The organism is Pedobacter sp., from assembly GCF_046462515.1.
In the GTDB taxonomy this organism is placed as follows: Bacteria; Bacteroidota; Bacteroidia; order Sphingobacteriales; family Sphingobacteriaceae; genus Pedobacter.
On the sequence record NZ_JBKGVD010000008.1, the window covers coordinates 429,391 to 445,898 of the forward strand.

The window sequence follows — 16,508 nt, forward strand, 5'->3', positions numbered from 1 at the left end:
ATGGTTAAATGTGCAATTTACATTTTATTTGACAATTAAGGCTTTTTAAAGAAAAAATAGCAACTAACAAAGGTTTTTAGCACCTTTGAATATTAAGTTTTTTATCATGAAATTAAACCTGAGACGCCCTTTGGCATTTTTTGACCTGGAAGCTACCGGTATAAACGTAGGTATAGACAGAATTGTTGAAATTGCCGTTTTGAAAATTATGCCCGATGGAACAGAGCAGATATTGACCAAGAGAATAAATCCTGAAATGCCTATTCCATTAGCTTCATCATTGATACACGGTATTTATGATGAAGACATTAAAGACGCACCTGTTTTTGCAACCATAGCCCAAGAGATAGCTAATTTTATAGCCGATGCAGACCTGGCGGGTTACAATTCAAATAAGTTTGATATTCCGATGCTTTTAGAAGAATTCTTACGTGTGGGGATAGATTTTGATATGAATGATAGAAAGTTTGTTGATGTACAGAACATTTTTCACCAAATGGAACAACGTACCTTAAAAGCTGCTTATAAGTTCTATTGTGATAAAGAACTGGTAAATGCCCACTCTGCCGAAGCTGATATAAGAGCAACTTATGAAGTTCTTTTAGCCCAGCTTGAAAAATATAAAGAAACAGAATTTGAAGATAAGAACCGTAAAAAATCAGTTCCTGTACAAAACAATGTTGATGCACTGCATGAATTTACCAATATGAACAAATCGGTAGATTATGCCGGGCGTATTGTATATAACGAAAAAGGAGAGGAGACCATTAATTTTGGCAAACATAAAGGACGTACATTAGAAAGCATTTTTGATACAGAGCCCAGTTATTATGCCTGGATGATGCAGGGAGATTTTCCTTTGTTTACCAAGAAAAAACTGGAAGATGTATGGAAAAGATGGTCTAAGAAAAAAGAAGAACAGAAACAGGCCGGCAAGCCCCAGAAACCACAAGCTGCCAAACCTGTTACCAGTGATATGTTGGAGCAACTCAAAATGAAATTTGGTAAATAAATATCAGTTATGAAATGGAATAAATTATTTTACGCAATAGCTTTTGTTGCGTTAACCTTAACAACTCAGGCGCAGTTGAGCATAGGACCTGAGTTTGAGCAAGCTTACCAAAAAGGAACCAGGGATAAAAGTGGTGCTCCAGGTAAAAACTACTGGCAAAATACTGCCAATTATGATCTGAAAATAGATTTTAATCCGGCAACACGTTTGCTTAAAGGAGAGGTAGAAATTGTTTATACGAATAACAGCCCCGATGTTTTAAATGAGATTTGGTTTAAACTTTACCCTAATCTCTATAAGAAAGGCGCCCCTAGGAAAAGTAAGATCAGTGAAAGCGATTTAGGAGACGGGGTTCAGATTACTAAGGTTTTAATGAACGGAAAAGATAAAGAGCTTGGAAGTTTGGTTATTGATGGCACAAACATGCACACAGCAATACCTGCATTGCAACCGGGTAAATCTTTGAAATTTAAGATCAGCTACCATTATATTTTAAACAAAGGTTCTCATGTGCGTACAGGGCAAGTAGATGAGGGTGCACATTTTATTGCCTATTCATTTCCTCGTATAGCCGTTTATGATGATATAGATGGCTGGAATAAATTTCCTTATACGGGCTCTGAAGAGTTTTACAATGATTTCTGTAATTTTAAGGTTGCTATTACCGTACCTCAAAACTATGCGGTGTGGGCTACCGGAGATCTATTAAACGCTAAAGAAGTTTTTACCAAAAATGTATTTGAAAAATATAGCTTGGCACATCAAACAGATGGTGTAATAGATGTGATAGATAGTATAACTCTTGCACAGAACAAGGTTACTTCTTCAAAGCCGTTTAATACCTTTAAGTTTGAAGCAAAAAATGTCGTTGATTTTGCCTTTGCAACCAGCAATCATTATTTATGGAAATCTACCAGTTTGGTGGTTGATCCAAATACGAAAAGGCGTACCCGTGTAGATGCTGTTTTTAATGCTCAACATAAAGATTATTATGAGGTGATCGATTTCGCAAGAAAAACGGTACATGCCATGAGCTATACATTTCCTAAATGGCCTTTTCCCTATAGCCATGAAACCGTTTTTGATGGTTTAGATCAGATGGAATACCCTATGATGGTAAATGATAACCCGGTTGATAACAGGGTAGATGCGATTACTTTGACCGATCATGAAATTTTCCATACCATGTTTCCTTTTTATATGGGTATTAATGAAACCAAATATGGTTGGATGGACGAGGGCTGGGCAACTATTGGCGAATGGCTGATATCGCCGATGATAGACAGCACTATTGTTGATGAATACGGGATTTCGGCTACAGCAATGAGCTCTGGAAGTAAAGATGATACCCCTATAATGACCCTTACTCCAGATCTTAAAGGTTCTGGTGGTTTTACCAATTCTTATCCTAAACCTGGTTTAGGCTATCTTTATATCAAAGATTATTTAGGGGATGAATTGTTTACCAAAGCCTTGCATCATTATATTAAATCGTGGAATGGTAAACACCCGATGCCATATGATTTCTTTTATAGCATGAATGTAGGTTCTGGTAAAAACCTCGACTGGTTCTGGAAACGTTGGTTCTTTGAGGGAGGGGTATTAGATTTGGCTATAAAATCAGTAAATAAAACAGCAGAAGGTTATGCTATCGAAATTGAGAACAAAGGCACAAAACCTCTGCCTATAGATTTGGCCTTGACTTATGAGGATGGTTCTACTGAAAAAATACATCATACTATTGGTGTATGGGAAAGCGGTAATACAATCTATACTTCAAATGTGAAATCGGGAAAGAAACTTAAAAAAGTTGTGATGGGTAGCAGCCATGTACCTGATAAAAATAAAAAAGATAATGTTTATGAACTAAATTAATTTCATTAGCATAATGATGCAACGAAAGACGCTTTTGGGCGTCTTTTGTTGTAAATGGAGCTGTTCAAAACATTTAAACCTCAAAATAGCCTGCTGCAAAAATATGTGAGTTATTATTACATAGATATTGCCAGCCAGCCTGATTATTATAATGAATACACTTGTTATCCCCATTACAACAGCACAGTTTCTATTTATAAAAATCATAGTTGTGCACTATTTAAAAATCATAGCATTATAGAACATGATTATAATGCACAGCCTATACAGATATTTACTCCTTTGCGTGATGATATTTTAAAAGTCACACAGAAAGGTCCGGTATATAAGATTGCGATTGTTTTTGAGCCTCTTGGAATTAATCAATTTACAACCAATCTGTGTCTTACAGAACGTAAAGTTTCACCTGATTTTATGCTATTTTCTGTAGAAGAAACTGGTGCATTGTTAAGAACAGCAAATGAAAACACACTTATAGCCTTGCTGGATCATTACTTGATCGCCAAATTCAATAAAACAGCCCACCCTTATATAACCTATGCTTTAAAAGCCTTTCACGATTCAGAAGGCGAATGTCTTATAGATGATCTGGCAGAAAAAAAGATAGGTATTAGCAGAAAGCAATTTAATCGCTTATTTAAGCAATATATAGGTGTTTCACCGCAAACTTACCGTTCAATTGTACGTTTTAGAAAATTGATGCACTATAAGCTATATCAAGATAAACTTCAGAATTATACTGCGTTATCCGCAGAGGCACATTATGCCGATCAGTCGCATTTCATCAAATCTTGTAAAAAACTAACCGGACTTACGCCTTCTCAATTCTTTAACAATGGTAAGCTCATAGGCTCTGAAGATACTTTCTGGAGTTTTAAGAGCTAATGTCCCAATTGTACAATTACAAGCCTTTGTGCTGCGCTAACTTTGGATTATCATTAGAAACTAATTCAAAGAATTATGAGAAAGATTTTTATTGTACCGTTGTTTTTTCTGTATGCATTTTCTTTTAAGCAAACTTATGCACAGAGTTACCAAAAACTTACAGATAGCGCTTTACATGTAATGTGGGCAGCAAAAGATACGGCAGGTTACCGCAGGTCATTGAATCTATATGAGGAGGCCTTTAAATTATATCCTCGAAATATAGATGAAACGGCATTGTATAAATCAGCAGTGCTCGCTGGAGAACTTAAAGAAATAGATAAATCTTTTAGTTATTTAGAACGTTTATTGGCCGTTAACAACCAAAATAACAATACGTGGAGAAGCATTACCGGAAAATTTGCTAAAGATGAATACAAAAACCTGCTTACAGACCAGAGATGGGTTTTATTGGTGAAAAAAGCAGAACTTTTAAAAGCAGCTTTTTTTAATGATTTGGCTCAAGCTCAATCAGAATTTCAACAGAATAACTGGGAGACTTTAAAGCTCTTCCAAATTAAAGATGGAAAAACGTTATATAACCATATCAAATCTTTTAACCATTTTAAGCCCAAATCTAAACAGAACTATTCTATCAAATTTAAGGTAAAAGATAGCTTATATACTTCCTATTATGTAAGCCTTCCACCAAAATACAATCCTGAAAAGAGGTATGCTGTATTGTTTTTTTTGCATGGAGCAGTTCAGTCTAATGCGCTATCTGAGTTTCAGAGTATAGATATTTTACAAGGTTGGAATAGGTTTTATACCAAATATGCTGACTTAAATGATGTAATCATGGTTTATCCTAAGGCTTCCCGTCAGTACAACTGGATGACGCCAAATGATGGTTTCTTTATGGTCCCTGCCATGCTCAAAGAACTAAAACAGTCTGTTAATATAGATGATGATAAAGTATTTATTATCGGACATTCTAACGGTGCGACAGGATCTTTTTCCTATTTAATGAAGCAGCAAAACCCTTTTGCCGGATTTTATGGTTTTAATACCCGTCCGGTAGTGAGAACTGGGGGTACTTTTATATTAAATATTAAGAACAGGTCTTTTTTTAATGTATCTACAGATCAGGACTATTATTTTCCGCCAGGAGGAAATGACAGCCTGAATGTAATCATGAAATCGCTTAAGGCAGACTATCAGGATCATCGTTACAATGGCTTTCCGCATTGGTTTCCGCAGTTTGATGAATCTGAAACAGTGTATCCTTTAATTTTTAAGGATATCAGAGAACGGAGCAGAATGCCTTTTCGTAAGCAGATTTATTGGGAATGTGATGATATCAATTATGGCAGAGCAGATTGGATACAGATTACTGCCTTAGATACCGTTCATCAAGCAGCTAACTGGCATAAAACTATTAACTTTAATATCCACAGGTTATTAGCTTACAATAAGAGTAATGAACTTATAGCTAAAGATACTTTGCTCAAAGCCTTTAATTTTCCTAGAAAATCTGGAGCCATAAGGTGTGATTACAACAATAATACATTTCGTATAGAAACTTCAAGAGTAGGTGCTTTAAAGATATTCATATCTCCTGAAATGGTTGATATGGACAAACCTGTATGGGTTTATGTGAACGGTAAATTAAAAATCAAATACAAGACTTTCTATAACAGAAAGTTCATTGTCAGAAATTTTAATGAAAATTACGACAGGAAAGCTTTATGGGTAGATGAGTTGCTGGTTAATGTAGATTAAATCTATTGAATGGTAAGATTGCCTGAGATTTTCCATTATCCTAACTTTAGGAGCTTGATTAATCTCAGGCAGTTTTTAGATTGAAAAATTATTTTTCTCTTGCCTGTTCCAGTTCAAGTGCTTTTCTAAACATGGGGTCGTATTTTAACAGGAAATCTTTTCCAAATATATCATCCTTTGTGGTTAAACGGAGGTTTAACTGTTCAATTGAATATGATATGGGATATTCTACATTGTTCTGAAAAATATCAGCAGGTGTTTTACTGTTGGTAAAATCGATCTGGGGTTCTATCCTAAAAATGATCTTGCTATGTGGTAGAATGAGCACCGTAGGGTTAGCTTGTAGCCCGCCAAGCAGATCCGGTGTCTCGCCTATACTTACCAGTTGTTCATTATGATAAGCCAGATTAGATAAATTACTTGCTGAAGAGTAAATAAACCTGTCTTGCAGTATATAAACTTTACCACTAAAAGCAGAATTGACCGTATCGGGAACAACAAATTTAAAATCAGGTATGGAGATATAGTACATTTCTGGCTTTTTTAGCGTAGTAACATTTACTTTAAAAGTATGCGAAGATCTGTTTAATACAGAATCGCGGTTAATCTTGAAAAATTTTTGATTGTAAGGACTAAAATTTCGGCCTACTACTACATTTTGCTTTAAGGTATCTTTAAGTATTTTCTTGAAAAAATTGGCATATGTATTATCGCTTCCACCCGGATTGCCCCTTATATCAAGTACCACCGCTTTTACTTTGTGTTTGGTCATAATCGGCTCAAAACGTTTTGCCAGAGAATCTCCATATTCTTCTACCATCATAGGCAGCTTAGCATAAAAAATTTCTTCTTTTTCAAAGTAATGCGTAACAAGAGGAGTTTTTTCGCTATTGTATCCATATTCCTGATTCTTTTTAGTTAGAAATGTAACCGTATCATTCTTTACAATATCCAGTTGATATTGCTTATGTTTTTTAGTTAAAAAGACCAGTTTTAAAGAGCCGTTCTCATATATTTCTGCCGGCATATAGAATTTTTCATGGTATGACCTTTTGTTTATTCTGTCCCACCTTAAAGGGGTTGATAATTCTATTTTATTTTTTACAAATTTATGAATGGGTATGCCATTGCAACTTAACAGCTTCATATTGGCCGGGAATTCTTTTCCCTTATAAGAAAAGGGAAGCAGATTATAATATTCGCCCGAGGTATAAACCAAATCAAGATTTAGTTTGGTATAAAAAGACTTGCTCAGGTAATCAGCATATTGATAGCCATATTCAATAGAAGCCGTGTCTATATCTTTAACAATTTTTTTAGGGATCCAGTTGTCTTTTAAGAGGTTGAGATGCCATTTGCCTAACCTGTTAGAATGTCCGTCTTGTGCCGCATTTAATGTTTTCTCAACAATCTGCACATATTCTGGCATTGTAGTTTGGGTATGAATGCTTTTTCTTAATTTTTGAGCATAATGATTAAAATTTATCCCTCTTACCTGTTCATTAAAATAAATAACAGGGCTTACCTGTTTGATATAAGATACCAGTGAATCATGGTCCTCTTTCATTTGCTCATAACTAAGCTGGGGTATACCTTCTATATGGTCAAACTGGGTTTTAGGGTTATTCTGATTTTTGCGTACAGAACATGCTGCAAGAAGGCATACAGCAACAAACAATAAACTTCTATTCATCTTCATTTTTTGAGGTACAAATAAAATGAAGCAAAGACCTCAAAAATTGTAAAAATCATTCAGGGCTAGTTTTTATTGTAAATCCAGGTAAGATCGTTTTGCTGAACAGAGATTTTATGTGCAAGCTGTTTAGGGGCATAACCCGAGAAAGTTTTGAAATCTTTGATAAAGTGAGCCTGATCGTAATATTGGTTTTGATAGGCAATTTCGGTTAATGAGTTTATAGGATTGGCCACTTGATGAAGTACATTTCTAAACCGGATGGTTTGGAGGTATGATTTGGGATTTTGCCCCAAATGATTTTTAAATAAGCGAAATAGGGTGGTATCACTTATTTTAAGTTGTTTAGATAAGCTTTCTATGTTAAGGTTTTCAGCAGATTTTTTTGCAGATATGATATATAAGGCTTCTTTTAACTTATCGGGAATATCATCTCTTAAGTTTTTAAACAAGATATGCTCTAATTGTTCAGCTCTTGCAAATAGATTTTCTTGTTCAAAAACCTGCTCAAAAGAAAAAGTATGTTTGTAAGTAAAAATATCTTTTAAAGTAAGCGCCGGGTTCATGAGATCGTTAAAATCAATAAAAGTAAAAGCCTTTATTGCAGAAGGATAAAAAACAATGCAAATCTGATCAAGAGCAGTATCAACTTGAACATTAAAAGGCATTTTATGGAACCCGTAGAAGCGGCAGGGAAATAAATTATTCCCTTTTGAAATAATGCAATTATTTGTTTTGAGGTTATTTACGTAGCTTACTTCGTTCTGTTTGTAGATGGCAAGGCATAAGTTATTGTTAGGGAAAGTAGTATAGTGCAGTATATGGTTATCCGTCTTTTTAAAAAAGAGAAAATACTGAATATATTTTTTCAGAATTTCATTTTTAGGTTTGATAATTACAGATTTCATTTGATCATTAAACGCTAATATTTTTCAAAAATTGGATAGAAAGGTTTTTCAATTGAACCCTCGTCGCTAATTAGTTTACTTAATACCGGATCAGCCAGTATTTTTTGTAATGAGGTACTTTTACCATTCAGGTAAACTTTGTTTTGTATAAGACGTAAACCATGGCTGTAATCTGCCCAGGTATTGCTGTGTTTATTGTAAACCGGTTGTATAGGTTTACCATCGGTTTTATGCCAGCCATATATCACCACCCTGGGGCTGTTCTCACCATATATCTTATTAGAAATAATTATATCTTTTTTATTGCCAGCAACAAGCAGACTATTTAAATGTGCCTTATTGAAACCAAATAACTGATCTTGCACCAATAGGTTGTGTTTTTCAAAAACAGCAACCGTAGTCATTGCTTTTGTGGGTGGAATAGGCTGTGGTTCCAGTTTGATCTTTGCATTTTGATAAATGATATCAGCAAGTTTTTTTGTAGGGAGACTGCAATGGCTCAAGTCCGCAATCTTTTGAGCCAGAATAGGGGTTACAGGCATATATAAATAATCCTCATTTGTTCCTATGGATAAGTAATCTGGCAAAACAAAAATATCTAAAGTGTAAGGTTGATTAACTAAGGTATCTGTAATGCTGATCTTGACCAACTTTCTTAAATAATCAGGAATATTGCCCTTTTTTATTGCTTTGTAAATGATTTCTTCCCGATTAAATAGAGGTAGAACACTGTCTGCAATCTGCTTCGAAAAAATGCTTGCAGGTATTGAATTATTGTTCTTCTTTAACTTTAATTGTTGGCTATAGCTAATTGATTTTAAATTTGTTAATATAAATAATATGAATAAAAACTTTCTCATTTTTCGATAACAGATAATTGTAAGAAATCAATGTTTCGCTTAAGTCCGCTAAACTTGGTACGCTTTACAGGAGAATTCTTAAAAACACGTTTAAAAACCTCATCGGTCATTTCAACCAGTTCTGCTTTGCTAAACTCCAGCAGTTCTTCTTTAGGTTTAAATTGCTCTTCTTGGTGCAGGGTTGAAAATCTGTTCCATGGGCATACATCCTGACATACATCGCAGCCAAACATCCAGTTGTCCATTTTGCCTTTAAATTCCTGAGGTATCTCGTTTTTAAGCTCTATGGTAAGGTAAGATATGCAACGGCTCCCATCAATGGTATATGGTGCAACAATGGCATGGGTTGGACAAGCGTCTATGCAACGGGTACAAGAACCGCAGTGATCTGTGGGAAAAGGATTATCATAAGTCAGTTCAAGGTCTATAATGAGTTCGGCCAGAAAAAAGAAAGAACCCACCTGTTTACTGATGAGATTGGCATTTTTACCCACCCAGCCCAAACCAGATTTTTTGGCCCATGCTTTATCTAAAACAGGTGCTGAGTCTACAAAACAACGACCATCTACCTCGCCAATGTTTTCGCGGATAAAAACCATTAATGCCTGAAGCTTATCTTTAATTACGCTATGGTAGTCTTTTCCATAAGCATATTTAGAAATCTTTGGAGCACTTGCATCTTGCTGTTTTAAATCGGTAAAATAATTTAAGGTAAGCGATACTATAGATTTAGCACCTTTAACAAGGAGACGCGGATCAAGGCGTTTGTCAAAATGGTTTTCCATATAAGCCATCTCGCCATGGTAGTTGTTTTTTAACCATTTTTCGAGACGTGGAGCTTCTTCTTCCAAAAATGTTGCTTTAGATATGCCACAAGCCATAAAACCTAGGCGTAGTGCCTCGTTTTTGATCATCTGACTATATGTGGCTGTCTTGTTCAACATTTTGTACAAAGATAATTTTTTATGTTAATAGCAACCGGTACAGATTGGTTAAAGCAGAATTAGCCATGTTTTAATGATTTGATAATGATTTTTTAACGCATGTAGGCGAAAATATTCTTCAACTTTGTGCAATATTTAGAGCTTGAATTTAAATCGTTTAAACATCTTGAAAGAAAGATTGAACGTTCAGAAATCCTACCCTGTTTAAAATCAAAAAAGAGCTCAATAATTACAAATTCAATATGTTAAGACTTAATAGTAAGTTGCTGAAAATATTTATTTTACAGTTTGTGGTTATCACAATTGGTCTTTTAGGTATGCCATTTGTTTCTATGGCACAGGTCAAAAATATCGAGCAATTAAGAAGACTCAGTCAAAGATATCCTGATTCGGCCATGGTTCTGTTAAAAAAAAGCTATAGTCAGGCCTTAACTGAAAATGAAAAAGAAAAAGAAGGCTTATGTCTGCAACAAATGGGATGGATCTGCTTTTCGCAAGGGCATTACCAACTGGCTTTAGAGTATTATTTAGATGCTGATAAAATCTTCGGTACCTTAAACAAACCTGATTTGATGGCTTCTAATTTAAATGATATTGGTCTTTTCTATTATTATAACAAACAGAGCAATTTAGCTAGAGAACATTACAATCGGGCTTTAGAACTACTCAAGAAAACAAAGAACAGGGCTGGCATGGCCGAAACATTTGGTAATATAGGTCATCTCTATGAAAAGAAACACCAGTACGACAGTGCTTTTTATTATCAACACCTGGCTTTGCAAAACTTCACCGCTATAAAAGATCATGATGGTTCGGCTAAGATTTATGAAAATCTGGGGAGTATCTATGAAGACTTGGAGAAATATGATTCTGCTGCGGTTTATTTTAACAAATCCTTAGCACTTTATCAGGAAACCAAAAACGAAATTGGCAGCGTAGAAGTTGTTAACAACTTAGGTGATCTTTTACGTAAAACCGGAAAATACTTACAAAGTATAGCCAAAACCAAAGAGGCTTACCAAATGGCTTTAGATTTAGGCAATAGCTATCAGCTGGCCGCAACAACAAAAGATCTGGCAAAAACCTTTGCCTTAATGGGTAAAATGGATAGCGCTTATCACTATGCAGAATTAAGTAGAAAACATACATTGGATATTTACTCGCTTGATGGTATAAAACAAGCCTCTTTTTTACAGGTACTTTATGATATGGACAAGAAAAGTGATGAGATCAAAGAATTACAGGTAAATAGAAGGATGAACCAAACGATTATTGTTGCCTCATTAATTGTATTGGCTTTATTAGTAGTATTATCGGTGACCTTTTACAGCAGACAAAGATTAAAGATCAAAGAGCAACAGGCTGAGGCTAAACAAAAGCAAATAGAGAGCGAATTGTTGGCATCAAGAATTAAAAATCAGGATCTTGAAGAAGAAAAGCTTAAGGAACAGTTAGAGTTGAAAAGTAGAGAACTTTCTGCCCATACGTTAAATCTTATCCGCAATAATCAGTTTTTAGAACATATGCGAACTTCTTTGCAGGCATTGGTAAAAGATGAAAAGAGAGATCAGAAAAGACAAATGCAAAAGTTAATTGTAGAAATTAACGAAAGTATAGCTCAAGAACAGTATTGGAAAGAATTTATACAAGCTTTTGAACAAGTTCACCAAAGTTTTTTTGAAAAACTAAAGGAAAAGAGTAAAGACCTCACAGCAGCTGATATAAGACTGATCGCTTTGCTAAAAATTAACTTGAATTCAACAGATATATCAACTTTGCTGGGAATTTCGACTGATAGTTTAAGGGTTGCCCGCTACAGATTGAGAAAAAAACTCAATATTCCTCAGGGCGGTAATCTGACCACTTTTGTACAATCTATTTGATTTTGGGGGCTTAACAATTAGTTTACATTAGTATAATCAAAACATAATGGCGGTTTAATTATTGTTAAGTACTTGATTTTTAGTATATTATTTGTTTGTGTTTACATATGGCTTACGACTTAAAAGCAGTTGTTGCTTTAATGTAACGGTAAAAATTATTCATTCTTTTTGGAGCGTATCATATTTGCAGCGTCAAGCGAAAATGATTTGACCAAAGATATATGAAGAAAGCTTTAAGCATTTTATTTAGGTGTTTGATTATAAGTGTAGCCGTAAGTCTATTCATTTTTGCGGGAGTAGCAAATGCTCAGGTGTTACGTGGTGTGGTAACTGATGTGCAATCTGGCGAGGCACTCGCAGGTGTTAGTGTTACAGTTCATGGCCGGGTTTCGCAAAAAGCAGCCACTGGTCTTGATGGAAGTTTCACTATTGAAAAGATAAATTTTCCTATTACCATTGCCTTTACACATGTGGGATATACTGAAAAACACATTACGTTTGAGGCTCATCCGGAAAAAACTATTGAAATTAAATTAAACCCATCTAATTTATCCCTTAAAGAAGTTGCTGTATCATCAAAACAGGGTGAGGGTACAGAAAACATGGCCCGAAACATTGAAAGGCAGGCTATGAACGTGATGAACGTAATGAGCGCCAAAGCTATAGAACTTTCGCCAGATATTACAGTGGCTAACGTATTGCAACGTATGTCGGGAGCAGTTGTTGAAAGAAATGCCAGTGGTGAAGGACGTTATGCCATACTTAGAGGCATGGATAAACGCTTCAATTATACATTGGTAAACGGAATAAAGATACCAAGTCCTGATAACAAGAACCGTTTTGTTCCTTTAGATATTTTTCCGGCTGAGCTGCTAGAGAGACTTGAGGTTACCAAATCACTTACAGCCAATATGGAAGCCGATGGTATTGGCGGGGCTATTGATATGGTAATGAAAGATGCACCTGCACACCGGTTGATTGGGGCTAATATGGCCACAGGTTATAATTTTCAATATTTTAAAAGAGATTTTCAATCTTTCAATTACTCAGTTATTAATAAGCAATCGCCTACCGAAAAATACGGACTGGCTTATCCGGTAAAAATGAAAGATTTTACGGATGCTAATCTGGCTTTGCGAGCACAAACAGCATTACCGGGCTTAAATGCAGGATTTTCATATGGAGACAGGTTGTTTAAGAAACAATTGGGCGTAATATTGGCCGGAAGTTTCCAAAATAATTATAGAGGCAATCATAATGATCTGTACGGAAGTGTGGGTTCTGATCAGGTACAGAGCATTACCCGTCGTTATTTCTCTGAACAGCAGAGCAGGATGGGCTTTCACGCCAAATTTGATTATAATCCAAACAAACATCATAAGCTGGTATGGTACAATGCCTATATGCGCTTTAATGAAGCTCAGGTAAGAGACGCAGAAAGTCGTACTTCGCAAACCACGCGTCTGCGCTGGAACCAGCAGCAAATACTGAACAGCACCCTGAAAGGTTTACATCAGTTGGCAGATAAGCACCTGCAATTAGATTGGTCGGCAGTATATTCTAAAGCGCTAAATGAAACACCTGATAATACGCAGGTAAATGTAACTGTTGTAAATGGTCTGTATCGTATTGCACAAGATGTTGGAGCCTTACGTAGATGGGAGCATAATTCAGACGAAGATAAAGCGGGTTATCTTAATCTGAAATATACCATTGATGCAGGGAACGGCCAGATGGAACTTTCTACCGGAGGTTTATACCGAGACAAGATCCGTAACAGTTATTTTAATGAATATACTTTCCGTCCTTTTGATGAGCGTAAGCCAGAAGCAACGCAAAGAGAGCTGATAAAAGGTATCGATTGGAACAATTATGATGAAATAAGATTTGAGGTAAAGGAATTTGGTAATATCAGCGATCCGTTAAATTATGATGCTTCAGAAAAAATTACGGCGGGTTACCTGCAATCTAAATATGTTCATAAACATTTGCAATTGCTTGCGGGCTTGCGGGCTGAGCATACAAAACAAGGCTATTTCTTAAAATTTCCAACCGAAGGAGCACGCAATACCGGAGAGCAAAATTATACCGATATTTTACCATCGGCGCACTTAAAATATGAGGTAAATAAACATACCAACCTGCGTGCATCTTATGTAAAAGCCATTAACAGGCCAAGTTTCTTTGAGATTGTGCCTTATCAGATAATCAGTGAAGATTATAAAGAACGCGGAAATCCTGATATTCAACATACGGTTGCGTATAATTATGACCTGCGTTACGAATACTATCCACGTCCGGCAGAACAATTGATGCTGGGTGCATTCTATAAAAAAATAATCAATCCTATTGAGTTTAGTATGGTTACCGGTTTTGGACAAGATACCTATTATATGCCTTTGAATTTTGGTAATGCCTACAATTTAGGAGTAGAGTTAGATATCCTGAAATATTTTAACTGGTTTGGCATCAAGGCAAATTATACTTACACACATTCACGTATCACTACCACCAAAAAAGATGAAATGCCTAACCCAGATGTAAGTGCATCAAATAAATACATTACTATAAATGTTGAACAAAGCAGGCCATTATATGGGCAGGCAGGCCATGTGGTTAACTTTTCTCTTCTTTTTAAAGATGTGCGCCATGGTTGGGATGGGCAGCTGGCTTATTCTTATACCGGAGAGCGTATCTTGATCGTATCTCCTTATTATAACCGCGATAGCTGGTTAGCGGGATTTTCTCAATTGGATGCATCGGTAGAAAAAAAGCTGGGCAAACATATGGGGGCATTTATCAAGGCTTCTAACCTGCTTAATTCGCCAACTATACAGTATGTTAAACCAAACCGGCAAAATGAATTATTGCAAAATGTAAAACGATATAAAGGAGGGGTTGTAGAGCGCTATAATTATTACGGACAAAATGTGATACTGGGCATCAGGTATAAATTTTATTAGAAAACTTAAAATTATATATGAAATGAAAAAACAATTATTTTCCTTACTGCTAATTTTCACAAGCTTGCTGGTTTTCCAGAGCTGTAAAAAAAAGGATCTTGAAAATCCTATAGCAGGGATTACGATGTCTAAAACATCAGTAACATTAAAACCACAAGAAACAGAAAAATTAAGCGTGACATTTTTTCCTGATAATGCAACAAATAAAGGTATTGTATGGAAGTCATCTAATGAAGCTGTGGCAACGGTAGATAATGAAGGTAAGATTATGGCGATAAAAGAAGGCGCAGCCATCATAACAGCTACATCAGCTACAAACCCAGGTATTTCTGCAAAATGTGATGTTACTGTGGCATGGGCGCAAATGGATAAAGTAAGTGGTAACGTAAGCGGGGTATGGGAAAAAAATACAACTGTGTTTGTATCAGGGCATATTACAGTACCCGAAGGTAAAACACTTACCATAGAAGAGGGCGTAAAAGTAATTTTTGACGATAACGGAGTGGGTGCAAGCCATACCAAAATAGAAATGATAGTTAACGGAAGCCTGTATTGTAAAGGCACTAAGTCAAATCCGATTATGTTTACTGTAGCAGAGAGCAAACGAACCTCTGCCAATACATTTGCAGGTTTGTGGGGAGGTATTGTAGCTACGGCTAAATGCCCTGAAATGCTATTTGATAACGTTATTATTGAATATACAGGCGGAGAGGTCGTATCAGATTCTCCTTCGGCTGTGGCAGGTATTTATACCGCAGGTGGCGATGCTGCACCACAGATTACTACGAGTAATGTAAATGGTAAATATGTTGTAATGAGCTCTATCTTGAGAAACGGAGCGTCAGATGCTGTTTATTTTATGGGAGGAAGCGTAATTATGCAGAATAACATCCTTTATGCCAATGGTAAAACAGGTGGAGAGGGCATCAATGTAAAAGCGGGATGTAAAGTGGACGCCTCGCAAAACATTATTTACAGCCCAAATACAAATGGATTTAAATTATCGAGTTCAGGACAGGACGATGCAGCCGGAAGATTTCAAGCAAGTATCAAGGCCTATAACAATACGATCATTAATGCCGGATGGCGTCGTGACGGCGTAAAAGGAGGCAGCATCTACGTAGAAAAAGCCGCTTTGGTAGGTGTTTTTAACAATCTGATCGTTAACAGTAAATTTAAAGCGATGACACCTAAATGGGGTACCGTAAGCGTGAAAGACGGGTGTGATGATAAATCTATAATTGATTATAATTTCTACGCTTCGGGTTCGCAAACCAGTACGCTTGCTCAGGATGTATCAGGAGGAACAACTACCGCTTATTTAGGCTATACTTTAGCTAACACCAATGTGTATCCTGCTTATGTAGATCAGCACAGTGTCGTGAGCGCATCAGCAGGAGATACTGCTAAAGATCCAAAATTTGTAAATTTCCCTTTTAATTCCAATGTCTTAACAAGTTATACCTATGATAGCAACTGGGATTTTTCTGTACAGGCAGGATCACCTGTACTTACAGGTGCCTATAGCGGAACAGGTAATGCCATTCTTACACCACATTTTGTAGCAACTGGCATTACCGTAAATGGCATGGTTTATAAATCACAAGCCCCTGTAGCACGTTTCGGGGCCTTTGGAACAAAATAAAACAATATATAAATTGATTAAAATACAGCCGATGCCTTTTAGATACATTTGCATTTGGAAGGCATCGGTTTTTAAACAT

At 36.0% G+C, this 16,508-nt stretch carries 11 protein-coding genes; 7 read left to right on the forward strand and 4 right to left on the reverse strand.

The features are described from left to right. Positions 1-106: 106 nt before the first annotated feature. The 4 genes from ACLHG9_RS09955 to ACLHG9_RS09970 all read left to right on the forward strand — a co-directional run bounded on the left by ACLHG9_RS09955 (position 107) and on the right by ACLHG9_RS09970 (position 5,533). Complete coding sequence (locus tag ACLHG9_RS09955; RefSeq protein ID WP_410221341.1) at positions 107-1,012, forward strand: exonuclease domain-containing protein; 906 nt, start codon at positions 107-109, stop codon at positions 1,010-1,012. A 9-nt stretch (positions 1,013-1,021) separates the two neighbouring features. Next, positions 1,022-2,887 (forward strand): M1 family metallopeptidase, encoded by a 1,866-nt coding sequence (locus ACLHG9_RS09960; protein WP_410221342.1) that lies wholly within the window; start codon positions 1,022-1,024, stop codon positions 2,885-2,887. A gap of 54 nt (positions 2,888-2,941) precedes the next feature. Next, positions 2,942-3,772 carry a helix-turn-helix domain-containing protein gene (locus tag ACLHG9_RS09965; protein WP_410221343.1) on the forward strand — a complete coding sequence of 277 codons (831 nt, stop codon included), beginning with the start codon at positions 2,942-2,944 and terminating at the stop codon, positions 3,770-3,772. A 75-nt stretch (positions 3,773-3,847) separates the two neighbouring features. Further along, positions 3,848-5,533 (forward strand): hypothetical protein, encoded by a 1,686-nt coding sequence (locus ACLHG9_RS09970; RefSeq protein WP_410221344.1) that lies wholly within the window; start codon positions 3,848-3,850, stop codon positions 5,531-5,533. 88 nt (positions 5,534-5,621) lie between these two features. On the opposite strand, the gene ACLHG9_RS09975 is transcribed toward ACLHG9_RS09970, so the two are convergent. From ACLHG9_RS09975 to queG, 4 genes are all read right to left on the reverse strand, one after another. Further along, positions 5,622-7,226, reverse strand: coding sequence for a S41 family peptidase (locus tag ACLHG9_RS09975; RefSeq protein WP_410221345.1), 1,605 nt, complete (start codon positions 7,224-7,226; stop codon positions 5,622-5,624). Between the two features lie 65 nt (positions 7,227-7,291). Continuing rightward, positions 7,292-8,134: a helix-turn-helix domain-containing protein gene (locus ACLHG9_RS09980; protein WP_410221346.1), complete on the reverse strand. Its 843-nt coding sequence runs from the start codon at positions 8,132-8,134 to the stop codon at positions 7,292-7,294. A 14-nt stretch (positions 8,135-8,148) separates the two neighbouring features. Continuing rightward, on the reverse strand, positions 8,149-8,994 hold the full coding sequence (locus tag ACLHG9_RS09985) for a hypothetical protein (protein ID WP_410221347.1): 846 nt from the start codon (positions 8,992-8,994) through the stop codon (positions 8,149-8,151). Beyond that, entirely contained in the window at positions 8,991-9,938 is a 948-nt protein-coding gene (gene queG, locus ACLHG9_RS09990; protein ID WP_410221348.1) for a tRNA epoxyqueuosine(34) reductase QueG, read from the reverse strand. Before queG ends, ACLHG9_RS09985 begins: the two co-directional genes overlap by 4 nt. Positions 9,939-10,180: 242 nt before the next feature. Between queG and ACLHG9_RS09995 the strand changes: the two genes are divergently transcribed. The 3 genes from ACLHG9_RS09995 to ACLHG9_RS10005 all read left to right on the forward strand — a co-directional run bounded on the left by ACLHG9_RS09995 (position 10,181) and on the right by ACLHG9_RS10005 (position 16,429). Continuing rightward, a complete protein-coding gene (locus tag ACLHG9_RS09995) occupies positions 10,181-11,821 on the forward strand; it encodes a tetratricopeptide repeat protein (protein ID WP_410221349.1) in 1,641 nt (546 codons plus the stop codon). Between the two features lie 221 nt (positions 11,822-12,042). Beyond that, a complete protein-coding gene (locus ACLHG9_RS10000; RefSeq protein WP_410221350.1) occupies positions 12,043-14,784 on the forward strand; it encodes a TonB-dependent receptor domain-containing protein in 2,742 nt (913 codons plus the stop codon). A 22-nt stretch (positions 14,785-14,806) separates the two neighbouring features. Further along, positions 14,807-16,429, forward strand: coding sequence for an Ig-like domain-containing protein (locus ACLHG9_RS10005; protein ID WP_410221351.1), 1,623 nt, complete (start codon positions 14,807-14,809; stop codon positions 16,427-16,429). The last annotated feature ends 79 nt before the right edge of the window (positions 16,430-16,508 follow it).